The sequence below is a fragment of the Olivibacter sp. 47 genome (genome assembly GCF_030372825.1).
In the GTDB taxonomy this organism is placed as follows: Bacteria; Bacteroidota; Bacteroidia; order Sphingobacteriales; family Sphingobacteriaceae; genus Olivibacter; species Olivibacter oleidegradans.
In genome coordinates, this window is sequence record NZ_JAUCNR010000001.1 from 3,759,622 (window position 1) to 3,782,798 (window position 23,177).

16 protein-coding genes and 1 pseudogene are annotated in these 23,177 nt (G+C 45.0%); 7 read left to right on the forward strand and 10 right to left on the reverse strand.

The features are described from left to right. Positions 1 to 6 precede the first annotated feature (6 nt). The 6 genes from QT327_RS16490 to QT327_RS16515 form a co-directional block, all read right to left on the reverse strand. A complete protein-coding gene (locus tag QT327_RS16490; protein ID WP_289553418.1) occupies positions 7 to 4,395 on the reverse strand; it encodes a CusA/CzcA family heavy metal efflux RND transporter in 4,389 nt (1,462 codons plus the stop codon). A gap of 256 nt (positions 4,396 to 4,651) precedes the next feature. Then, positions 4,652 to 4,972, reverse strand: coding sequence for a DUF6660 family protein (locus QT327_RS28295; RefSeq protein WP_354004781.1), 321 nt, complete (start codon positions 4,970 to 4,972; stop codon positions 4,652 to 4,654). Positions 4,973 to 5,083: 111 nt separating this feature from the next. Further along, complete coding sequence (locus tag QT327_RS16500) at positions 5,084 to 5,677, reverse strand: HD domain-containing protein (protein WP_289553420.1); 594 nt, start codon at positions 5,675 to 5,677, stop codon at positions 5,084 to 5,086. A gap of 9 nt (positions 5,678 to 5,686) precedes the next feature. Beyond that, positions 5,687 to 6,403, reverse strand: coding sequence for a methyltransferase family protein (locus QT327_RS16505; RefSeq protein ID WP_289553421.1), 717 nt, complete (start codon positions 6,401 to 6,403; stop codon positions 5,687 to 5,689). Continuing rightward, entirely contained in the window at positions 6,400 to 7,131 is a 732-nt protein-coding gene (cmoA, locus tag QT327_RS16510) for a carboxy-S-adenosyl-L-methionine synthase CmoA (RefSeq protein WP_289553423.1), read from the reverse strand. Before cmoA ends, QT327_RS16505 begins: the two co-directional genes overlap by 4 nt. Before the next feature lie 168 nt (positions 7,132 to 7,299). Then, positions 7,300 to 7,602 (reverse strand): hypothetical protein, encoded by a 303-nt coding sequence (locus tag QT327_RS16515; protein ID WP_130857274.1) that lies wholly within the window; start codon positions 7,600 to 7,602, stop codon positions 7,300 to 7,302. Positions 7,603 to 7,923: 321 nt separating this feature from the next. Here QT327_RS16515 and QT327_RS28300 point away from each other — a divergent pair, with 321 nt between their 5' ends. The 7 genes and pseudogenes from QT327_RS28300 (at position 7,924) to lpdA (ending at position 18,798) form a co-directional block, all read left to right on the forward strand. Next, complete coding sequence (locus tag QT327_RS28300) at positions 7,924 to 8,244, forward strand: DUF6660 family protein (protein ID WP_354004782.1); 321 nt, start codon at positions 7,924 to 7,926, stop codon at positions 8,242 to 8,244. Between the two features lie 247 nt (positions 8,245 to 8,491). Beyond that, positions 8,492 to 12,756 (forward strand): annotated as a pseudogene (locus tag QT327_RS16520) (CusA/CzcA family heavy metal efflux RND transporter). A 6-nt stretch (positions 12,757 to 12,762) separates the two neighbouring features. Beyond that, positions 12,763 to 14,085, forward strand: a complete 1,323-nt coding sequence (locus QT327_RS16525) for an efflux RND transporter periplasmic adaptor subunit (protein WP_289553424.1) — start codon at positions 12,763 to 12,765, stop codon at positions 14,083 to 14,085. Between the two features lie 297 nt (positions 14,086 to 14,382). After that, complete coding sequence (locus tag QT327_RS16530) at positions 14,383 to 15,762, forward strand: putative porin (protein ID WP_130857271.1); 1,380 nt, start codon at positions 14,383 to 14,385, stop codon at positions 15,760 to 15,762. Positions 15,763 to 15,816: 54 nt separating this feature from the next. Next, positions 15,817 to 16,266 carry an MgtC/SapB family protein gene (locus QT327_RS16535; protein ID WP_130857270.1) on the forward strand — a complete coding sequence of 150 codons (450 nt, stop codon included), beginning with the start codon at positions 15,817 to 15,819 and terminating at the stop codon, positions 16,264 to 16,266. A 174-nt stretch (positions 16,267 to 16,440) separates the two neighbouring features. Next, complete coding sequence (locus QT327_RS16540; protein WP_289553426.1) at positions 16,441 to 16,659, forward strand: hypothetical protein; 219 nt, start codon at positions 16,441 to 16,443, stop codon at positions 16,657 to 16,659. 738 nt (positions 16,660 to 17,397) lie between these two features. Continuing rightward, the gene (lpdA, locus tag QT327_RS16545; protein ID WP_289553427.1) at positions 17,398 to 18,798 is read left to right on the forward strand and encodes a dihydrolipoyl dehydrogenase; all 1,401 of its coding nucleotides are present in this window, start codon (positions 17,398 to 17,400) and stop codon (positions 18,796 to 18,798) included. Between the two features lie 200 nt (positions 18,799 to 18,998). Here the strand turns inward: lpdA and QT327_RS16550 are convergent, their stop codons facing one another. From QT327_RS16550 to QT327_RS16565, 4 genes are read right to left on the reverse strand one after another with little or no spacing between them, the layout of a single operon-like run. Further along, a complete protein-coding gene (locus QT327_RS16550) occupies positions 18,999 to 19,376 on the reverse strand; it encodes a hypothetical protein (protein ID WP_289553429.1) in 378 nt (125 codons plus the stop codon). 27 nt (positions 19,377 to 19,403) lie between these two features. Beyond that, a complete protein-coding gene (gene mobC, locus QT327_RS16555; protein ID WP_289553431.1) occupies positions 19,404 to 21,398 on the reverse strand; it encodes a conjugal transfer protein MobC in 1,995 nt (664 codons plus the stop codon). A 15-nt stretch (positions 21,399 to 21,413) separates the two neighbouring features. Then, positions 21,414 to 22,700, reverse strand: coding sequence for a relaxase/mobilization nuclease domain-containing protein (locus QT327_RS16560; protein ID WP_289553432.1), 1,287 nt, complete (start codon positions 22,698 to 22,700; stop codon positions 21,414 to 21,416). Beyond that, a complete protein-coding gene (locus QT327_RS16565) occupies positions 22,688 to 23,077 on the reverse strand; it encodes a plasmid mobilization protein (protein ID WP_289553433.1) in 390 nt (129 codons plus the stop codon). The genes QT327_RS16560 and QT327_RS16565 overlap by 13 nt, the downstream gene beginning before the upstream one ends. Positions 23,078 to 23,177 lie beyond the last annotated feature (100 nt).

The following is a 23,177-nucleotide window of genomic DNA, read 5'->3' on the forward strand; positions in this document are numbered from 1 at the left end:
ATTTTTTTATTGATTGTTTCCTATTAAATACTGTAAGGTATAAACCGACTGATTGTACTGGTTCAGTGCCTGCAGATAGGCAAACCTGATATCGGTATAGGTCCGCAATGCAACACTGAATTCAACATAACCAATCTCCCCATTCTGGAAGGCTATCTGCGATTGCCTGAGAATCAGCTCCACATTGGGCAGCGCGCTGGCTTCATAATACTCGATACTCCGCAGGTTTTTGAAAAAATCCTGACGTGCCTGCTGATATTGGGAGCTGAGATTTACTTCAGTCAGTTCCGCTTCCGATTGGGCGACCTGTTTGCCGATCTTTGCCGCCCTGACCCTGCTCGAAAATGGCCGGAAGAACAGTGGCAGGGAAACGCCGACCTGAACACCCTGAAAACGCTTACCGGCATCAAAATACACCTCATTGCCGTTCACGTTCTGACTTCCGATAATTGATTGATTGAAATAACCGATACTGAAATCGGGGCCCGATTTTGCGCGTTCGACCCCTACATTCCTGTCCGCCACCGCTACCTGTTGTTTTCTAAAGAGGAGCAAGGGGTTATTCGATGCACCCGGACCTTCCTCAGGATTCCATACCTGCCTCTTTAGGCTATCGTCTGCGATCATAACGCTGTCGTCCGTACGCAGCAAACGCCTGAGCTCCGCCTTGTATATCAATATATCCGAACGGTTCTTCTCCAATCTGTTGCGGATCTCATTGAGCTGGGTTTCTGCGGTTGTCCGCTCCAAGAGGTTCGTTTCACCGGTCCGGTATCGGATGGACGATGCTTTAAGGAAGCCGCTATAGATAGAGTCCTGGCGCTCAAAAAGCTTTTCGAGCGAGAGGAAATAATTTAATTGCCCATAAGCAGCCCTCACCTGGTAGATGAGATCATTTTCGGTAATTCCCAGATTGTATTCTCCGCTCTTCACCTGCTCCTCGACCAGTTTCCGCTGTTTGGCAAAGAGAACGGGATTGGGAATCCCTTGGGAAACAGAAATATTGTTATCCCTTTTGATGGTATTCATCTGTCCGTATTGCAGATCTACCGAAGTCTTTCCCAGATCAAACGTTGCTCCCCGCAAGGCCTTCTGCTGATCGATCTGTAACGTAGAAACGCGGACGGCAGGATTGTTCTGCAGGGCCAACTGAATGGCCTCCTCCATGGTCAGCACCTTGGTGTCCACCGGCTCCGCCGTTTGACTTTGTCCCCGGTAAGGCATTGCCAAAAGCAGCAACAAAATCAGACCGACTGCGCTGTTCTTGTTCAGCTTACCGAACCGTATCCTTTCGAAGTAGGTATATAGTACAGGTAAAACCAAAAGTGTGAGGATAGTAGAAGTAACCAGACCACCGATCACTACTGTGGCCAGTGGTTTTTGAACCTCGGCACCAGCTGCCGTAGAAAGCGCCATGGGCATAAAACCGAGCGAAGCAACGGTGGCGGTCATCAGTACGGGCCTTAACCGCACGGAGGTAGCCTTGAGAATAATTTCATTCAGGTCCTCGATCCCATCATTCTTAAGACGGTTGAACTCAGTAATGAGCACAATACCGTTTAAAACAGCAACACCAAATAATGCGATGAAACCAACACCAGCGGAAATGCTAAAGGGCATTCCGCGTAGCAGAAGTGCAAAAACACCGCCTATAGCAGCCATCGGTATTGCTGTAAAGATCAAAAGGGATTGTTTTACAGAACCGAATGTAAAGTACAGCAAGGTCAGGATCAGCAGTAGGGCTCCGGGAACGGCCACGGACAACCGTTTACTCGCCGCCTGAAGGTTTTCAAATTGGCCACCGTAGGTTATGTAATATCCCGTAGGCAACTTGATCCGCTGATTGATTTTCTGCTGTATTTCTTCAACCACACTTTCAATATCCCTGCCACGCACGTTCAGCCCAACGATAATCCGGCGTTTGGTATCTTCGCGCTGTATCTGGTTGGGTCCTACCTGAAAATCAACCGAGGCCAACTGCGATAAGGGTATGCGTTCACCATCGGGTGAGGATACATATATATTACGTACATTTTCGATATCCTTTCTGTAAGCGGTATCCAGACGTACAACCATATCGAAACGGCGTTCGCCCTCATAGACCAAACCGGCAGACTGACCGGCAAAGGCGGCGTTCACCGCTTCGTTTACGGCTTGGACATCAACTCCGAAGCGGGCCAGCTGGGCCCGATCGATTTTTACCACGATCTGGGGCAGACCCGTTGCCTGTTCCACATAAATGTCCGCCGCACCTTCGACGGACCCGGCCAATTTCCCAACTTCCTGTGACAGCCTGGCAAGCTGATCGAGGTCTTCACCGAAAATTTTAATACCGATATCCTGGCGAACACCCGAGATGAGCTCATTGGACCGGAGCTGAATGGGCTGCGAAAATCCGAACGTAACACCTGTAACAGGTTCCAGCGCCTCAGCCATCTTGTTGGCCAGGTCTTCCCGTCCTTCAGCAGAAACCCATTCGTCTTTATCCTTCAATATCACGGTCAGATCGGTCGCCTCCATCGGCATTGGATCGGTCGGGATCTCGGCGGCACCTATTTTCCCAACCACCTCGACCACTTCCGGAAACTTATTGATCAGTATGGCAGAGGCCTGGTTCACCTTATCGATACTCTGGCTCAGTGAGCTCCCCGTTAACAAACGGGTTTCCACGGCAAAGTCTCCTTCTTCGAGTGTCGGGATAAATTCACCTCCCATTCTTGAAAAAATAAAAATGCTTACTGCCAATAGCACGACTGCTGAAAGTACGACCTTCGCCTTGTTCCGTAATGCCAGCTTCAATATGGGCTCATAATAACGATGGAAAAAATCCATCATACGGTCGGAGAAGGTGCGTTTATGTTCGATTTTCTTACTCAATACTACCGATGATACCATGGGTACATAGGTCAGGGATAACAGAAAGGCGCCGAGTATCGCAAAGGACACGGTCTGTGCCATCGGGCCAAACATCTTCCCTTCAATACCCACCAGAGCAAGGATCGGTAAATATACGATCAGGATAATGATCTCACCGAAGGCCGCTGCCGAGCGGATCTTCGATGCCGATTCGTAGACTTCAGCATCCATCTCCGATTGGTTCAGCCTGTTGCTTCCTTTCCACAATCCCAGATGGTGCATGGTCGCCTCGACAATTATGACGGCGCCATCGACGATCAATCCGAAATCGATCGCCCCTAGGCTCATCAGGTTTCCGCTCACGCCGAATAAGTTCATCATGGAGATGGCGAAAAGCATGGAAAGTGGAATAACCGAAGCAACGATAATACCCGCCCGCAGGTTGCCCAGGAAAAGTACCAGGACAAATATAACAATGAGAGCACCTTCTATCAGGTTCTTGGCAACGGTACCGATCGCCCGGTCAACCAAAGCGCTCCTATCAAGAAAGGCTTCGATCGTTACGCCTTCAGGCAGCGTCTTGTTAATGCGATCAATACGTTCTTTAACGCTTGCAACAACTTCCTTTGCGTTCGAACCTTTCAACATCATCACGATACCACCTACAGCCTCGCCCTTTGATTTTTTTGTTGCACGGGTGAGGGCTCCGTAGCGGACGGCATTTCCCAGCTGGACTGTAGCGATATCCTCGATAAGTACCGGCACCTGATCTGCCTGCTTTTTGACAACTATTTTTCTGATATCGTCCAGGCTGCCGACAAGGCCTTCGCTCCTGATAAAATAGGCGTTGGGCTTTTTATCGATATAAGCGCCACCGGTATTCTGGTTATTACGCTCCAGAGCACCGAAGACGTCGGTAATACTCAAATTATAGCTGTTCAGTTTATCGGGATCAAGCGCTATTTCGAATTGCTTGAGCAGCCCACCAAAACTGTTGACCTCGGCAACACCGGGTGTTCCAAGCAACTGGCGGCGGACAACCCAGTCCTGAATGGTGCGCAACTCCCGCGCATCATATTTTTTTTCGTAGCCGGGCTTTGCATGGACAACATATTGATAGATTTCCCCCAATCCAGTGGAAATGGGAGATATCTCGGGCTTACCGATCTCAGGCGGTATATTATTCGCGGCCTCTACCAATTTTTCGTTTACCTGTTGACGCGCCCAGTAAATATCAACATCATCGTGGAATACGATTGTGACGACCGAAAGACCAAAACGGGAGATCGAACGTACCTGTTCAATTTCCGGAATGGTTGACATCGTCTGTTCGACTGGAAAGGAGATCAGCCGTTCCACCTCCGGTGTAGCCAGTGATGGGCTCAGTGTGATAACCTGGACCTGATTGTTGGTTATATCGGGTGTGGCATCGATCGGCAACCTCTTTAAGGAATACACTCCCCAGAATATCAGTCCCAGGGTCATCAGTGCAATTATGAGTTTATTCTCTATTGAGAATTTTATTATTTTATTAAGCATATAACTATTTGAGATGCGAGATAAAATGTAAGACAAGCGCTACCAACGCAAATGCCGTCAGCAGGGAAATTATTATAAGGCTGATCAGTCTTATAACCTTCATCCACTTCGGCTTTTGGTATTTGGCCGAAGGGCGCTGTCTTATTTCGTTTCTCCGGTATGGTTTCTTACCAGCCATTACCTTCTAATTGAAATAATAAATAAATACGGTAATATCCGCCAAAGGGGATATTTTCTGTTTAACTAAAAAGGGATTTTAGGCAGTTAATTGAGGGGGTTGCCAGACCTCAGTGGGAATCTGCAAAGCATCGGTGGAAGTATATACGACATAATCGTTAACTTTTTCGGGGATGAATATGTTATAGACCATTGCCGGATATTGAATCAGGTGGGTAGCACAACAGCTACACTGGCAGAATGGGGCGCACCCATCACTCTGGTGGCTATTGTCGCTGAGATTACTGTAAATATCGGCACGCTCACTCGGGGATTTGGAAATACCCATACCGGCATCAGAACACGGCAAAGCGCTTTGAATACAAACAATCAATATACAGATCAATGAAACAATTCTCATTTTACTCAATAGCCTACAACAAAATTAAATAATTTTTACCGGTAAAAAAACATTGCTATATTTTTTTACAGCTTTCCAACAAATATTAAACCAAAAAGTTGGGGTAGCCGTTTAAAGGGACAATAGCTGATCCAATTTCCCAACATTCTTTCTTTTCCCCATTTCCCATACCTGACGGGCATGGTCCGTAAAATAGGTATGTTCCTTCAGAAACTTCCGATTTACCTCATACCATTCGCTATCACTGAAAGACATACCCAACATGGCATGCCATTCCAGCCGTAACAGTTTGAGGTCATCGATATAGCCGGGAAGGGAAAGATGCCTCATATCCGCATCGCACAGAATCTCCTCCAGTTCGCTCTGGGGCGACTGCGGCATACGTGTTGCCTCAATGCAGGTGCACACGTCTTTGATTTCTTCTCCGGTCAGTGCCATTCGTTGCAATAGGCCGCTAGCTAAAATTACGCTGTACCTTTCGTGGTCACGATAGCCGGAGACATACCCTGTATCGTGCAGCCATGCTGCAACCAATATTATTTTTGTCTCCTTTTCGCTCAACGTCATGGCAGCAGCCAGCTCTGCACATCCGGCAACGACGTTTCTGGTATGACCGATGTTGTGGTAAAACATATTTTTCGGCAAATTTCCCCTCAATAATGTCACCACATATTGTTCCAGCTTACTCAGCAATTGTGTTTCCATTTGCAAAGCTTAATTTACGTCCCGCCATGGTCCCCGTTTTTTGTTCCAGCGCACAAAAACGTAACCGATGAAGAGACATCCGACCATAACTATTAACAGCATATGTTTCTCATGCTCACCTGACGGCACGAATGCCGGGTACCTGAAAAAAAACAGCAGGACCATCGCTGTAAGCCAGATGAATAGCGTATTGTACTCCTTGACGATCCACCTCTTCCAATTGAATCGCATTGATCTGAATGTCTTCCCGATCCCTTGAAGTCGGGGCATCCACCTATTGGTGTCCTTACAGTAGAGGTCGTAATTTTCCCCGAACTTATTCCGCAAAAAGGCTTCCTCGGCCAGTACGATCGATTGGTAAATAAAACAGAAAAAGGGCATCACCACGAGCACAAACAGCAGTGAATTTGCCAGAATCCCCATACCCAGCAACATTAAAATGTTACCGATATATAAAGGGTTTCTTGCATGGGAAAAAACACCCTCGGTGACCAGGCCCTCAGCGTAAACACGGCCATCCCTTCCCCCTCTGACAATATAGGACATCCCGATTGTAGCGCCCCTGACCAGTTGGCCGCACAGACTGATCAATAATCCGACAGCAACAGTGATCCAGCCTTCAGAAACCGGATCAGCAATCGCAGGAGAAGGCAGGAACAGTGTCAGGTAGAGAAATATAAAAACAACGTTTCTATATTTGAAAAAAAACGAACCAATCCCTATCATATACCCTTTTTTGCTATTATGCCCACGAAATTGTACCATTTGAAAAAAATCTCGCATTGGGAAAAGCCCACCTGCCGGAGCATCGCGATGTTTTCGCTGGTTTTATAGGGAACCAGCACATTTTCAAGCGCTTCCCTTTTTCTGGCGATCTCCAGATCAGAATAATCGTTTCTTCTTTTCATCTGGTAATAGAAATCGATAAAATCACGGTTGAAATCACTGTCCTCTGCCAGCACTTTTTCCACCAGTAAAACACATCCTCCCGGGATCACTCCCTCAAAAATAGACTCGAGCATACGCTGCCTGTTCATGGGCCGTACAAACTGCAGTGTCAGGCACATAATTACGATCGATGCATTGCTCACGGATACGGTTCCGTTGAGATCGGCATACTTCAGCGTATAGATACGCTTTATGTTTTTTTCCCGAAAGCGCTGCTCACACTTATCCAACATCTCCTGGGAATTATCGATACCGACAAAGGATACCGATTCCGGCACAATCGGATCCAGTGCCAAAAAAGTTGTTCCTGTAGAGCATCCCATATCGTAAATGTCGGTTCCTTCCATACTGTAGGTAGCAGCCAGCTCCGCGACCATCCGTTGAATTTCCGGATATAACGGAACGGAACGACTTACCATATCATCAAAAACCTGTACGACCTTTTCACCAAATTTGAAATCCTGTCCACCCAGTTTTTTTTCTTCAAAAATTTTATCTTTTTCCATTTAATTACTTTATCAATAATGCGTTATGTTATTAGGAGACCACTACCGGAGCTTAAGCGACATCGAGGAAAACACCTCATTGTTGTCTTAAGTCCCCGAAAGGGCCAGAGCATAGTATTCCGGACCTGAACGACACGATCGATCGGATATCCGGAGCTGAATTAAAGTTTAAAGGATGGATTTGGGAGGTTGCCAGACTTCTAAAGAAGATAACAGTTTTGCAAAGCGCACATTGAAGGGCCGTGGCTTTTCAGGACTTTCAATGGATGCAAAGACAGGAATCTCGGACTCAAGATTTATAAAATGAAAACAAACTGAAATGTTACACTGCGAGGCGCATTTATCGTGTCCGAGATTCGATTTTGAGTGTTCATGTCTGGTTACACTATTGACGGGAACATTGTCATTGTCCACATAAACCGCACTCACCGTCAAAATGAGACTGATCAGTATATATGCGACAAACTTCATTTCCTATAGATATTTACTGCAAACATAAAAAAATCAATTTACAAAAATAAAAAGAGTCGTGTATTTTCCTATATAAGTGGAATATCCTATAACAAAAAAAGTATTTCCCTTCTATCGACACCCATGATCCGTATTGGTTATAATTTTCAGTCCCGAAAAACAGGTCTTTATTGAGGGTTGTTCAGATAAACTGATAAACTCCCATTTTTTTGTTGCTAGCATATATAAAATGGCAAACCAAGGAAAATGTTACACTGGTAAATCCTAAAAACGCTAAATTTTTAATTAATTTCCCCTAAATTTTATACATTTGCGCATTGAATGAAATGGATTGCAACCATATTATTATTTTATTTCTCGACACTTTTTACGGTGCCGTGCAGTGACATTACCAATGAATGTGAAGAACGGCGCACCACATCATTCCAAACGCACAGCCACAATCAGGACAGTGATGATTACTGCTCCCCTTTTTGTCAGTGTACCTGTTGCAGCATTTCAATAAATTCTTTTTATTCAGGTTTTCCCGATTTAACCTCCCCTCTAAAGTTCTTCAGTCGGAAAAAAGTCCTCTCGGGTAACCTTATATTCTTTTCCAATTATCGCGGAAGTATCTGGCAACCACCAAAGATCAACGCTTAGTTTTATTGAATATTGTCTAACCGTTAGGAAACACCCAAGCGTTTCCGGTACCTCGTTGTCAACATACGTTGCTAGTATGTAACATGTAACAGTTTGCGTATAACCAGCTAGCGGCATGACATATTCCCATACTTGCCTTCCCGGAAGGAAAACCCAGACATTTAAATTAAGCGTATAAAGAACGAAATATATTGTGTTAGATCGTATTATAAAATTCAGCATAAAAAACAAAATCATTATCGGTTTAATGACTTTGTTGCTTATTATATGGGGAGCATGGAGTGCAACAAAACTTCCCATCGATGCAGTACCTGACATTACGAATAATCAGGTACAGATATACACCTCTTGCCCCACATTGGCTGGTCAGGAAGTGGAACAGCTTGTGACTTTCCCTATTGAACAGAGTATTGCCAATGTTCCGAAAATTGAAGAAATCAGGAGTATTTCCCGTTTCGGGCTATCGGTAATAACCGTGGTTTTTGAGGAGGATGTCGATATTTACTTCGCCCGGCAGCTCATCAACGAAAGGCTCAGCGAGGCTGTCGACCAGATCCCCCAAGGTATCGGTTCGCCTGAAATGGCCCCGGTCAGCACCGGATTGGGAGAAGTCTACCAATACATCATTCACCCGAAAAAAGGCAGTGAAAGTAAATATGATGCCAAGGATCTGCGGACCATGCAGGACTGGATTGTCGCCCGTCAGCTGTACGGTACACCGGGTATCGCAGAAGTAAATAGCTTCGGTGGAGAATTGAAGCAATACGAAGTGGCCGTTAATCCCGATAGGTTGCGGGCCATGGACGTAAGTATTCCCGACATTTTCACGGCATTGCAAAAAAACAACCAGAATACAGGCGGTGCCTATATTGATAAAAAGCCCAACGCCTATTTTATCCGCGGTATCGGCCTGGTAACTTCTTTAGCGGATATAAAAAAATAGTTGTAAAAAACACGGGTGCATCGCCGATTTATATCAATGATGTGGCGGAGGTAAGGTTCGGCAATGCCGTGCGCTACGGTGCTTTGACCTACAATGGCGAAGTGGATGCCGTTGGAGGAGTGGTAATGATGCTGAAAGGCGAGAACAGTAATGAAGTAGTAAAACGTATTAAGGAAAAACTGCCCACCATTCAGCAATCCCTGCCGGATGATATCACGATAGAGCCTTACCTGGACCGTACAGACCTAGTGGGGCGGGCGATCAGTACCGTGGAAAAAAACCTTATTGAAGGCGCACTGATCGTAATTTTTGTACTGGTGTTGTTTCTGGGCAATCTTCGCGCGGGCCTTATCGTCGCATCGGCTATTCCCCTGGCAATGCTTTTTGCCCTGGGCATGATGAACGTTTTCGGCGTCAGTGCGAACCTGATGAGCCTGGGGGCAATTGATTTTGGTCTTATTGTAGACGGCGCCGTTATTGTCGTGGAAGCGACCATGCACCATCTGGGACTACGCAGATCCGTCAACAGGCTAACGCAGTCCGAGATGGATGAAGAAGTCTTTATATCTGCCTCTAAAATACGGACCAGCGCGGCTTTTGGTGAGATCATTATCCTGATCGTTTACATTCCCATTCTTTCCCTGGTGGGTGTTGAAGGAAAAATGTTCAGGCCTATGGCGCAAACGGTAGGATTTGCCATCTTTGGAACGTTGATATTGTCATTGACCTACATTCCCATGATGTGTGCCCTGTTTTTATCCAAAAACGTTGAACATAAAAAAACCTTCAGTGACAGGATGATGGAAAAACTGCAACGTATTTACCAGCCTTTATTGCAAAAAGCCATCCGGGTAAAATATATAATTGTGGGGTGTACGGTCGCGTTATTTGCTATAGCGTTATTCTTTTTCAGCAGGATGGGGGGTGAATTCATTCCCCAGTTGCAGGAAGGCGACTACGCCTTCCACTGTATCCTTCCACAGGGTAGCTCGCTCAACCAGAGCATTGAAACTTCCATGCAGGCCTCGCGCATCATAAAACAATTTGATGAAGTGAAAATGGTGGTGGGAAAAACAGGAGCCGCTGAAGTTCCGACGGATCCTATGCCTCCCGAAGCTACCGACATGATGATCGTTCTCAAACCTCAGGACGAATGGAAGTCGGAAAGGAGTTATACCGAACTTGCAGATGCCATGATGGAAAAACTGGAGGTTGTGCCCGGTATCTTCTTTGAAAAAAACCAACCCATCCAGATGCGCTTCAATGAGCTCATGACAGGAATTCGGCAGGATGTGGCGGTAAAAATATTCGGGGAAAACATGGATACCCTTGCCGCCTATGCCGATGAAGTCGGCGAAATTATCCAGACCATCCCCGGGGCGACATCTCCGCAGATCGAACGGGTGGGCGGACTTCCTCAGATTAATGTAGAATACGATCGCACCCGTATTGCCAATTACGGCTTGACCGTTCAGGATATGAACGATGTGGTCAGCACTGCTTTCGCGGGTAAGAGTACCGGTCAGGTCTATGAGAATGAAAGACGGTTCGACCTGGTAGTGCGATTGGACAGTACCCACAGAAGTAGTATCGAGGATGTGAGCAACCTGATGGTTCCCACCAACAGAGAAATCCAGATACCGTTATCGCAGGTTGCCACCATTGATTACAAACTCGGTCCCGCCCAGATCAGCCGGGAAGCGGGGAAAAGGAGGATTGTCATCGGGTTCAATGTTGCCGGAAGAGATGTACAGAGCGTGGTAGAGGACATACAACGCCAGTTGGCAGCAAAGATAAAACTACCTTCAGGTTACTACTTCACCTATGGGGGCCAGTTCGAAAACCTCCAAAAGGCAAGCGCAAGACTTATGATAGCCGTGCCGGTTTCACTGTTGCTCATCTTTATGTTATTATATTTCACCTTCCATTCTTTCAAGCAGGCAACTTTGATATTCACGGCCATACCCATGAGTGCCATCGGTGGTGTATTTGCATTACTGCTGCGGGGCATGCCCTTCAGCATCAGCGCCGGTATCGGTTTCATCGCACTGTTCGGCGTAGCGGTATTGAACGGTATCGTATTGATAGGAACATTCAACCAATTGCAGAAAGAAGGCATGAGCGATATATTGCAAAGGGTAAAAGAAGGCACCATGACCCGGCTCCGTCCGGTATTGATGACGGCAACCGTCGCTTCACTTGGCTTTTTGCCGATGGCCATAAGTACCGGCGCGGGGGCCGAAGTGCAAAAACCCCTTGCCACGGTCGTAATCGGCGGATTGATATCGGCAACATTCCTGACTCTGTTTGTATTGCCTTTGTTATATATCATTTTCAATTCAAAGGTGAACCTCAAAGGTAACTTCAAAGTAAAAACATTACCGGTCATTTTGATCGTGTTAGGTGTTATGGGAATATCTTCTGTTTCCGCCCAGCAACGGGTATCCCTTGATACGGCCATCGCAACCGCGCTGGAGAGCAACCGGCAGATATCGGTTAACCGGGCAGAAATCCACAGCGCGGAACTGAACGTAAAAACCGCGACTGAAATACCCAAAACCGGATTATTCGCAGAGAACGAAGATTTCCGTCCCTCCGACAGGATCGGCATATTAAAGATCGGTATATCCCAGAGCATTGCCTGGCCGGGATTATATGCGGCGCGCCGGAATTATCTGAAAGAACAGTTGGTGTATGCTGAGACCAATACTGGGGTATTAAAAACCGCCATCAAAAGAGATGTCCGGACCGCCTATTACCAGTTGTGGTACCTACAGGACAGGCAAGATCTGTTTAAACGGCTCGACAGCATATATACAGGCCTGTTCAGGGCGACCGAAGTACGCGTTAAAGCAGGTGATGTCGCCAGGTTGGACAAAATTGCTGCCGAAGCCAAACTCCGGGAACTACAGGCATTACTGAAGCAGAACAAAAAAGACATGGTCGTTCAGCAGCAGCAGCTGATGATGCTATTGGACCGTAATGAATGGCTGCTTCCGATAGCGGCACCCCTGGAAAAACTTGACCTGGAATTATCAGAAAGTGTTCAGTCGCACCCGTTACTGGATCTGCAGCAACAGAATATAAACATAGCTTCATCCAATATCGCCGTCCAGAAAAACACCAATAGGCCCGAGCTTTCGGGAAGGTTTTTCAGTCAGCGGCTCTGGGGGGCAAATGATCCGTTTACAGGCTTTTCCGTTATGGCCTCATTTCCTTTATTTGGGGCAAAGGCCTATCGTAACAAAGTAAAGACCGCTATTGCGGAGAAAGAGGTACAGGAGAAAACACTCGCCTACCAGACGCAATTGCTGCAGACCCGAAAATCAGCGGCGATGACGGAAATTGAGAAGAACCTCTACCTGTTAAATTTTTATGAGACATCCGGTTTAAAACAGGCCGAGGAAATCATCAACGCGTCGACACTCAGTTACAGGACCGGGGAGATCAGTTTTGCGGAATTAAGCCAGTTTTTAAGCCAGGCGATCGGGATACGCCAGAATTACCTGGATGTGTTGAATTCCTATAACCAGTCCGCCATTCAGTTTAATTACTTTAATAACAAATAAGACAAAATGAAAATCTTGATAAAAATATTATTTGCCTTCCTCGTTGTCCTTTCATTGAACGGTTGCGGGGGAAAACACAGCGAAGATGACGGACATGGCCACGGGACAGAGGCGAAGGCATCTGAAGCTACCGGCGACGAAGGACATGAGGAAGGATCGTCAACTATTGCCACTCTTACTCAAGAGCAGATTAAAGCTGTGAATATTCGGATGGGAACCATTGAAAAGAGGAACCTCACTGCTTTCATTAAGGCCAATGGAAGGTTGCGGGTACCGAACAACAATAAAGCGAATGCCACATCGCTCTACGGCGGCGTTGTCAAGACGCTGAAGGTTCAGTTGGGAGATTATGTAAAAAAAGGCCAGGTAATAGCGACCATCGAAAATCCACAATTTCTACAGCTTCAGGAAGAATATGTGGCGCTGTCCAGCAGGATAACCCTGTCCGAACAGGAAATGCAGCGACAGAAAGAATTGAACGAAGGCAGTGCCGGTGCCCTGAAGAATCTGCAAAATGCCACCGCAGAACTTAACACGATACGTGCCCGTGAAGCCTCACTGCGAAAGCAGATCCAGCTAATGGGGATAAATCCGGACAAAATCAGCAGCGCCAATATCCAGTCGGTATTATTTGTCGGCAGCCCCATAAGCGGCACGGTCAGCAGGGAATTTGCCAAAATTGGCAATTATGTCGATGTGTCTTCGCCCGTGGTCGAGATCGTGGATAACGGATTGTTACACTTGGATATGCAGGTGTTCGAACGGGACCTTCCAAATATCAAAGTCGGACAGACGGTAAATTTCACGATTACCAACAACCCGGCCGCCAGCTATACGGCCAAGGTGTTCAACATAGGTTCATCGTTTGAAGACGATAGCAAGACCGTGGCTGTTCATTGCCTGGTTACGGGTGAAAAAAACGGATTGATCGATGGCATGAATATTTCGGGTATGGTGAGTATAGAAGATGTTCTTGCTACTGCAGTCCCTAGTGAGGCCATTGTGGAGGCCGATGGAAAATATTACATTTTTGTACATACCGACAAGGAGCCCGAAAGTGAACATGGGCATGAAGAAGGCGAAGCTCATGGTAGCGGTGAGGAGCCACACGAACATGGAACAGATGATAAGCACGATCATCTGGCAGAAAATAAAGACCATGGTCCCAACATGAATTTCGAAAAAGTAGAAGTATCCAAAGGTGTAACCGAACTGGGCTATACCGCCATCACTCCTGTCGGTGAGATTCCCGACAAATCCGAAGTGGTTGTAAAGGGAGCTTTCTTTATCAATGCCAAGTTGAGCAATACCGGTGGACATGAACATTGATTTTGATCAACGGCCACTATTGATCCGTGCTCGAGTGATTCCTTTTTAGGGTCAATACGAACTGGATACGGGCATTGATATGTTTGGATCCCATCATTTGAGGTATTGCAGTTAACTGGGGAATGGATATAGCCGAAAGCTTATATAATAGCCGGCTATATCCTCTTTCCATTACACGCAGACTCAATTTTCAAACGTTAACACCTAATTTCAGAACAGAGAGCAATGATGTTCGTTTGATCTCCGTTTTGCTAAATTGAACAGTATTATGAAATGTAATATAAAAGAGATATGCTTATGCTGCCATTGAATAGAAGCTGCATAAAGGCATTACTTCTGTTGGGAACATTCTTATGTGTCCAACACGTTGGCGCGCAGCTGAAAAGAGAATTACCCGAAATGTTGAGGAACGATAACGGGCTACTGACCAACATGATAGATACGAACACCATATTCGGACGTAATATCATTAAACTCTACAATCAATACAGTCATATCGGGTTCAGCGGTTATATGCAGCCCCAGTTCCAAATATCACAGACCAGGGGTAACGACAATATTTATCAGGGCGGAGATTGGGGAGCATATTCAAGCAATCGCTTCAGATTGAGAAGAGGGCGCTTCCGAATGGATTTTTCCCATTATCTGGATGATGGAAGTCCATCCGTTTATTTTCTTTTTCAATTTGACGGAACTGAAAGGGGTGTAAATATCCGGGACTTCTGGGGACGTTTCTATGAAAATAAGTTTAAACTTTTTCATTTTTCGGCAGGCATGATGGCCAGGCCATTCGGGCACGAAGTGTTATATTCATCCTCATACAGGGAGGCTCCCGAAAGAGGCCGGATGTCCCAGATTCTGATGAAAACGGAAAGGGATCTTGGCTTTATGGTCAGTCTTAATCCAAGGAGGGCAGAATCTGCAATGAAATGGCTGACGGTCGACCTTGGCATTTACAACGGGCAGGGTATGTCCGGAACGATGGAATATGACAATCGTAAAGATGTCATTATGAGAATCAGCAGTAAAAAACAGAAAATAGGCAAATCAAAAGTGCGGATTGCCGGAGGGGTAAGTGGCTTTTGGGGAGGTATAACGAGCAGGAACGCATTGATATACAAGACCCGTCAGGAGAACAATCTTTTTATAATGCGGGCTGACTCTTCCGCTAATAATATAGGTAAGAACGCGGCAAGGAATTATGTGGGTGCCGATATGCAGATCATACTGCCCAATAGCAAAAAAGGCCAAACCGAATTCCGATTTGAATATATCCGTGGTTTGCAAACGTCCACTTTAGGCACATCCGAAACACCCGGTAGTTTACCGGTCGACGAACAGGGAAATCCGGTTCCGCTCTCGACAAGACTTTTTGATGGAGGATATTTCTATTTTCTTCAGAACATTGGTAGCTGGAATAATGTTCTGATATTTAAATATGACTGGTACGATCCGAATAAAAAAATTAACGGAGACGACGTCGACCCTTCCAAAGGATTTACCAAAGCAGACATAAGGTATGACACATGGGGACTTGGTTTGCTCCGTTACATCAACGACTATATGAAAGTTACGTTGTGGTACGAGAGGCCTACCAATGAAAAAACAAAGATCGCGGGCTATGGGAATATAGATAAGGAAGGTATTGCGACGTTGAGAATGCAGTTTAGCTTTTGAAAGCCTACAACAAAAAATGAAACAAATATATCATCCCCTGACAAACATGAAGAAATGGATATAGAATTTGAGCTTTTACTTTCCGCAAAGTTAGTTTTAGCGGCTTTTTTGGGAGGCATTATAGGCCTTGAAAGGGAAAGGGATAAAAACAATATGGGCATACGCACATTCGCATGTATATGCGTGGCCGCCTGTCTTTTTGTGTCCATTTCCGCCCATCTCAGCGAAGACAGTTCTGCGATAGCCAGAACACTGGCTGCTATTGCCACGGGACTTGGCTTTATAGGGGCGGGGATTATTTTTCGGGACGAAAGGAATATGCCCAAGGGCTTAACAACGGCAGCAGGTTTGTGGACTACTTCTGCTGTAGGCGTGGCGATTGCGCTGAATATGTATGTACTTGCCTTTTCTGCCACCGGTCTTACGCTGTTAATATTCTTTGTCAATCAATTTAACTGGTATAGAAGGTTCGTCGCAAAACTCTTTAGCAACAAAAAAGAATAATGCGCAAAAAGCAAATAGAAAAATAATTTTGATAATCGTCAGGCCACGCTAAATTCTATTATTATTTAAAACATCGAAAAAATGGGCCAAACAAATTTTGTACGACAGGTGTTGTAAGCATAACGAATCGGATATTCGGCATCTTTTGAAAGTAGTATTATTAATAAAAAACTTATGGAAAATCAAACATCGCCAGAACAGGCTCAAAACAGCAAAGGCACAGAAAAGCATTCTCATTCCGAACACCACAGGGAAAAGGAACATCATCCCCACAAAGAACATCATGAGGGCTTTGATCCCAATAAGCCGGAACAACATGAGGAGGATGAACATCATCAACACCCTGAACATCACCCGGAAAAAGAGCATCATAAGGGCAAACAGGAAGGATAATTGATATAGGCCGCTCATTAACCCGGGAAGATTTTAAGATGCTGTCTGTGCAGATGCTTGGACAGCATCTTTTATTTATTTGGGATTAGATTTTGCGTAGCTCTAGAGAAGTTGGTACAAATTTGAAATAATCGGATGACCTCAACCCAATACGTATATTTAGAAAAATGCTACAGGCTATATTTCTCAGCCTACCAATCGCGAAAAATCTTTTTAATACACATTTCGAGAAGTCTATGGCTACAACATAATCCTTATAATATTGTATTCACGTTTCTTTGCAATACTGATTTCTCCATCAGTTTAAAAATCAGGGAAGATTATGTTTAACGAGAATTGTTTCCTGCATTAGGCTTATGTTGACATTAAATCAGGATTCAACTATACAAATCCTCTGTATGTGTACAAGATTTAAAATCAGTACAAGGAAAATTAAATGCTCTTATTTACAATCATTTTGCTACCGACATTTAAGAAGAAAATATATACAGATATTCAAGCGAATATCAGGAACTTACGATGGAGATTAATGAATGGCATAGCTTTCAAAGGGTGGTGTCGTAGATTCTCGTTGTTGGTACGGATATATAAACAGCAGCTATAAAAATATCACACAATCTAAAAATTTATGATTGTCGTTTTAATTTTTAAATGTATAACAGTTTACTATGATGTACAGTAAGCCTTTCCAAACAGCCGGAGAAATACTGGAAACCATAGTCATAAAATAGAAAAAAAATGGAAAACCAATTTGATGTGATTATAATAGGTTCAGGCCCAGGCGGCTATGTATCAGCAATACGCTGCGGACAATTAGGAATGAAGACAGCAATTATCGAAAAATATCCTGTGTTGGGAGGGACATGTCTAAATGTTGGTTGTATACCATCTAAAGCCATGTTGGACAGTTCTGAGCGCTTTCACGAGATAAGAAACGCGCAGAGCCATGGGATTTCCGTTGATAACCCGAGAGTAGATTTGTCGAATATGATTGCACGGAAATCAAGTGTCGTTTCCAAAATAAATGGCGGCGTTAGCTATTTGATGAAAAAAAATAAGGTAAGTGTTTTCATCGGGGTTGCTTCCTTCATCGATAAAAATAATATTTTAATTAAATCCGACAATGGAGAAAAAACAGTTACCGGAAAGAACATCATCATTGCTACCGGTTCAAAGCCTGCATCCCTTCCTAATATAGATATTGATCAGCAGCGAATTATCAGTTCAACTGAAGCACTAACGTTAAAAGAAATTCCAAAACATCTGATTGTAGTTGGTGGTGGGGTAATCGGTATGGAACTTGGTTCTGTATATGGTAGGCTTGGAAGCGAAATTACCGTATTGGAATATACAGATAGTATCATAGCCACTATGGATAGGAAAATGGGATCCGAACTTCAGAAATCGCTTAAAACAAATCTTGGCTTCAATTTTCTACTGAACCATAAAGTAACCGAAGCAGTCAACAATGGAAAGGAAGTATCTGTTACAGCGGAAGACGGGGAGGGAAAAAGCATCACACTGCGAGGAGATTATTGTCTTATCGCTATTGGCAGAAAGCCTTACACGGCCCAATTAGGTCTTGAAAAAATTGGAATTGAGCTTTCGGCGAAAGGGCAGATTGTAACAGATGGAAACTTGGAAACAAATATTAAGGGTGTTTATGCTATCGGAGACGTAATAAAAGGTCCAATGTTGGCACATAAAGCGTCAGAAGAAGGTATATACGTAGCTGAAATTATCGCAGGACAGAAACCGCACATCAATTATGATTTTATCCCAACCATTGTATATACAAGTCCCGAAGTGGCAGGCATTGGCAAGACTGAAGAAGAATTAAAAGCTGCCGGGAGGAGATACAGGGTTGGACATTTCCCTTTCTCGGCATCTGGAAGAGCAATCACAAGTGGAAAAACGGAAGGTATTGCGAAAGTTCTAACAGACGAAGATACAGATGAAATATTGGGTTTTCATATCATCGGAGAGAGGGCCTCCGACCTGATAGGCGAAGCAAGTATAGCGTTGGAATTTAGAGCTTCATCGGAAGACGTATTTCGGACGACACATGGGCACCCCACTTATTACGAAAACCTTCGAGAAGCTTGTCTGAATGTTCATAAGATTGCTATTCATATATAGTCAACAAACCGTAAAAAATTGTTCAAATCGATTTTGTCGAACTATTTATGAAAAAGGAATAGTGATTATCTATAATCCGTGTTATAAAGATTATAGATAACGAGAATATACGACAAAAACGGCTTACTGTAATAAAATCAATGACCAAACCATCTGTTTAATATAATATTCGGATACGTGATCTCATTAACGAACAGGTCCTATGTAATATAAACCGTACCTGTTTCAGGAACATATGCCTCAATCGTTTTTAAACCTGCTGCGTACGCTGCAGCAACCCGGTAAAATCCATCCACAACTAAATTTTCGCTGTAAGGTCCATGTGTATAGCGCCTTCCTATTAGGATAGGAGGTATTTCTGTTAACAATGGTCCAATATCATATCGGTCGTCTATAAACGTATGTAGATGGATGTCCTGCCTTCGCAGCTCTTCGATCCTGACCTCCGTTCGGACATAGCTTTTTGTAGCCACTCCTGCATAATCGAGATCTTCCATCACAGCTTCCTCATCCCACGTTTGCAACGCCAAAATCAATCTTACAATTTCTTCTCCGGGTATCAAATTCTTCTTCTTCATAGTTAAGTTCTGTATTGTTTGTTCCTATTAATTTTTCTTTACGATAAGATGTCTCAGCGCAGGATCGTTCAACATCCGGTTCATTTCGGTTGAGACGATGTCACGTACCTCCTGCCTTATCCGGTAGTAGTTAGCCATGACCATAGCGCTATCTACCTGACGAATAATGGGGATCTGCTTGTATGCTTTCTCCTCTTTTTCAATGGCATCAAAATCGTTCTGGATTTCACAATGGAAGGCTTTAAGTGGCATCCGCTGTTGGGGTGTATCGGAGAGCATTCCCACGAATTCCCCCGAACTGAGGGCTGCAATCCGGGAAGCCGGAACGGCATATTCCAGCTGTTTGTTCTTGCTGATGGACGTATCGCCACTGTTGATCGAAAGGCTTTGGCGGTCCTGCATGATCTTTCCGATCCGCTCGGAAAGCTGTTTAGCAGTGTCCCCTGTTACCTGCCCTGCAACGATGTTTCCTACGATATTCATGATCACATCAGCCTGTTCCTTTCCATAATCTTTCCGCAGCTGACTTACATCCTGGATACCAAGAATACAGCTTATCAGATTTGATCTGCCCGTGCTGATCGTGGGTATGACGTCCGCAGTCAGGGTGGGAAATTCATCAAAGATCAGCATTGATTTCAGTTTGTTTTTCTTGTTAATGATCTTCAATAACCTGTTCACATATAGCGAAAGTACCGCACCGTAAATCTGAAGTTTTTGCGGGTTGTTGCCCATGCAGATCAGTTTGGGATGATCCGGGTCATTGATATCCAAACTGAAATCATTCCCCGAAAGGACATAGTAAAGCGCGGGAGAAACCAGTCTTGCCATAGCGATCTTTGCCGAGGCAATCTGCCCTTCGAGCTGCTCCATAACATCATTTATATAGGCGTTTACAAACGGATTGACCAGCACCTCGATCTCTTTTTCCAGACGTAGAACCGTAAAGAGTTCGTCGTATTCGAGCTGCATCAGTTCGATTACATGGGGCAAAGTGCAGTAAATTCCATCCATATATTTCCGTAAAAACCAGATCAGCGCCGTTACGAAATTAATTGGAGACTCCACGAAAAAATCGCCCTGCTTTTTTTTCCACTCGGGACTAAGCCCGAGCAGGATAGTTCGGGCAGATTCCGATGCATCGGTGATATCATCCATTGCCTGGGGATCGAGCGGATTGCCTCTGTGCGACCTGCTCAAATCATCAAAATTGACAAAGAAGCAATCCGATTTGGCGCGGTACCGATGCCTGTTTTTCAGCCAGTGGTTATAGGCAATGATGGACAGATCGGGAAATTTAAAGTCGTATACAAACATCGTATACGGCTCATAGTTCTTCGGACGGTTGAGGGCCTGGCTGATAAAATGGCGGATAACGAAGGCCGATTTTCCTGCCCCGGGACTGCCCAGCACGAGGCATGCGCGAAAAATCGCAATAAAATTTAGCCACGAGTCGCGTATCTTTCCTTTCAGCCGATATTTAGCCCTTAGGTTGATGGAAAATTCATTGGTCATAAGCCCCTCTTCCTGTGGAAATGTCTCGTTTTCGGCATTGAAAATATCGTCAGCAAGGTTGGCCTTTATAATACGCGTTAAGAGTGTTCCTCCTGTTAAGATCAGCAGGTATCCGGTAAAGGTTACTGACATATAAGCGATCGCGATGTAACCGATACCAAGATCCAACAGGAGACACAGATAGCTTATAAAATAGAGCAGCATGCCCGTAATAATATAGGCAAAAGCCGTCCGGTGATCCAGTTTTTCATCCTTTTTCCCTTTTGCTCCGAGTAGGGAGATTAGTAGAAAAAATAGCGCAAAAAGTTTCGATTTATGGAAGAAATCGAACAGGCCGGTAAGGGCAACATTACCGAGCAAGCGGTCGGTTATCTCCAGATGGAGCTGCCATCCCCTGAAGGCACCATAACAATAGTAATAAAAATGCAGGGCCAGTATGCTCATACTGATCAGCCTGGTCATATCCAGGATCTTCCTTAATGCCTGCTCATTCTCTCCCGTCTGCATTATGTTTCTCCCCTCCTAGCGTTCGTCCTGTGACCGCTTTTTCTTCCTCTTTCTCTTCAATCTATTGCGCAATTCCCACGGCAATTGCTCGTTTGCATACTCCGGACCGATAAGGGTTTCCATAAAATCCCCTGTTATATTTGTCTCTATCGATTGCTCGACTGGAACGGAGCTCGTAACTATGTCTTTTTCTTGCCTTTTACCCCACTCTTCCCGTCCGGGTTGCGCTAATGGTAATACCGGAAAATCAGTTTCACCGCTCCTTTTTTTGATCGCATTTGAACCGTAACTCTTACCCAGTTCACTCCCGTTGAACACACACTTGGTGGTGTGATCTACGTAGGTAATCCCGTATAGATCACCATTACTATTACGTCTGATTATAGTGTCGATGCCCTGCGTTTTCAGCAATCCGACGAGATCATTTACCGTACTTACCTGTCCCTTTAAAAAGGCCATATCAATGGCATTCCTTAACCTTGAACGGTGCCGTCTCCGTATAATCCGGTTCATGACAAAGCGTTCTTCAAGAAAGTTCAGCGTGGGTTTCCCGGGAAGTAAACTGGCTTTGATCGGTACACCTATCGCTCTGCCTTGGTTATCGAGTATGCGGTAGATCACTCCCCTGTTTTTGTAGATTCTGGATTCTTCTTTTCCCCTGGATGCCTCCACATTATAAAGACCGAGCAATGCGTTGAGCTCTGCAACGGAACCATAGCAATAGGTCGTAAGCACACCCGCCAGGACACCCGCGATAGCTCTCCGAGTTTCGGATTTCCCGTATTCTATGCGCTGGGAATAAGCACTTTTTACAGTGTTTTCTGTTGCTTCACTGTCCGTTGCGCGTACCAGATGGTATTTTTTTTCAATTGCTTTTCTGGCTTCCTCCGATCTGGACTTACCGATATTGTGGAGCTTGATGGCGCTTCCGTCATTCCGGATATTTGTTGTTACTAAATGGACATGTGGATGCGCAGCGTCGTAATGCCTGTACAACAGATAAGGTTGTCCAGTAAACCCCAAGCGGTCCAGATAGTCCTCTGCAATCGCATCCATCTGAACCGCTGAGAGCGATTCAGATGGGTCGAAGTTTAGCGAAACATGGACGCAGTTTACTTTCACCGACGGTCTGAGTGCAGCCTGATCCCGTAGGCGATTAAGTTTCTCATTAAAAGCCATATCGACTACGTTTTTAGGATAACTGCCTGCGGAAATGCAATCGGCCATACCTTCCCTGACCTTATTCTCATTGTAGTTCAGCACCGTTCTGAAGCTCCTACTTGCGTGGATCACTGCAACCATTTCCCGCCCATTTTAGCCACCACCGCCGCAATATTTTCTATCTGTCTCAATAGCTGTCTCCGGTCCATTTCATAGGACGTCGCCCACGATTTCAGCTCGCCTGTTCGATCCAGCGCATTGAGTTTTTTCACCGCTTGGTTGAAGTTAATGCCTATACTGTTGAGCTCTTTTCGCAGCAGCATCAGCTCCTGCATCAGTTCATCCATGGACCGGTCTCGCGTGAAAAATGTAACCGGTTTTTCAAATATAACCCTGCGGATATACTCACTCAATTGAGGGGTAGTACTTTCCTTTGATAGCGCCTTGATCCGATCGTATTCTTTGATTGTTAATCGCAGACCGACGATCCTGCTTCTGATATTTTCTTTCCCTTCCATCGCTTATCTCCCATTTACTAATTCCCGTTCTGACAGATTCTTTATTCCCGTTCCGACTTTGGAGGATCTAGGGCATTTCCGTTGTGTTTAACAACGGTAC

Bases quoted from the DNA above. Each gene is read 5' to 3' on its own strand.
- QT327_RS16490 (WP_289553418.1), bottom strand. From the start codon at position 4,395: ATGCTTAATAAAATAATAAAATTCTCAATAGAGAATAAACTCATAATT.
- QT327_RS28295 (WP_354004781.1), bottom strand. From the start codon at position 4,972: ATGAGAATTGTTTCATTGATCTGTATATTGATTGTTTGTATTCAAAGC.
- QT327_RS16500 (WP_289553420.1), bottom strand. From the start codon at position 5,677: ATGGAAACACAATTGCTGAGTAAGCTGGAACAATATGTGGTGACATTA.
- QT327_RS16505 (WP_289553421.1), bottom strand. From the start codon at position 6,403: ATGATAGGGATTGGTTCGTTTTTTTTCAAATATAGAAACGTTGTTTTT.
- cmoA (WP_289553423.1), bottom strand. From the start codon at position 7,131: ATGGAAAAAGATAAAATTTTTGAAGAAAAAAAACTGGGTGGACAGGAT.
- QT327_RS16515 (WP_130857274.1), bottom strand. From the start codon at position 7,602: ATGAAGTTTGTCGCATATATACTGATCAGTCTCATTTTGACGGTGAGT.
- QT327_RS28300 (WP_354004782.1), top strand. From the start codon at position 7,924: ATGAAATGGATTGCAACCATATTATTATTTTATTTCTCGACACTTTTT.
- QT327_RS16525 (WP_289553424.1), top strand. From the start codon at position 12,763: ATGAAAATCTTGATAAAAATATTATTTGCCTTCCTCGTTGTCCTTTCA.
- QT327_RS16530 (WP_130857271.1), top strand. From the start codon at position 14,383: ATGCTGCCATTGAATAGAAGCTGCATAAAGGCATTACTTCTGTTGGGA.
- QT327_RS16535 (WP_130857270.1), top strand. From the start codon at position 15,817: ATGGATATAGAATTTGAGCTTTTACTTTCCGCAAAGTTAGTTTTAGCG.
- QT327_RS16540 (WP_289553426.1), top strand. From the start codon at position 16,441: ATGGAAAATCAAACATCGCCAGAACAGGCTCAAAACAGCAAAGGCACA.
- lpdA (WP_289553427.1), top strand. From the start codon at position 17,398: ATGGAAAACCAATTTGATGTGATTATAATAGGTTCAGGCCCAGGCGGC.
- QT327_RS16550 (WP_289553429.1), bottom strand. From the start codon at position 19,376: ATGAAGAAGAAGAATTTGATACCCGGAGAAGAAATTGTAAGATTGATT.
- mobC (WP_289553431.1), bottom strand. From the start codon at position 21,398: ATGCAGACGGGAGAGAATGAGCAGGCATTAAGGAAGATCCTGGATATG.
- QT327_RS16560 (WP_289553432.1), bottom strand. From the start codon at position 22,700: ATGGTTGCAGTGATCCACGCAAGTAGGAGCTTCAGAACGGTGCTGAAC.
- QT327_RS16565 (WP_289553433.1), bottom strand. From the start codon at position 23,077: ATGGAAGGGAAAGAAAATATCAGAAGCAGGATCGTCGGTCTGCGATTA.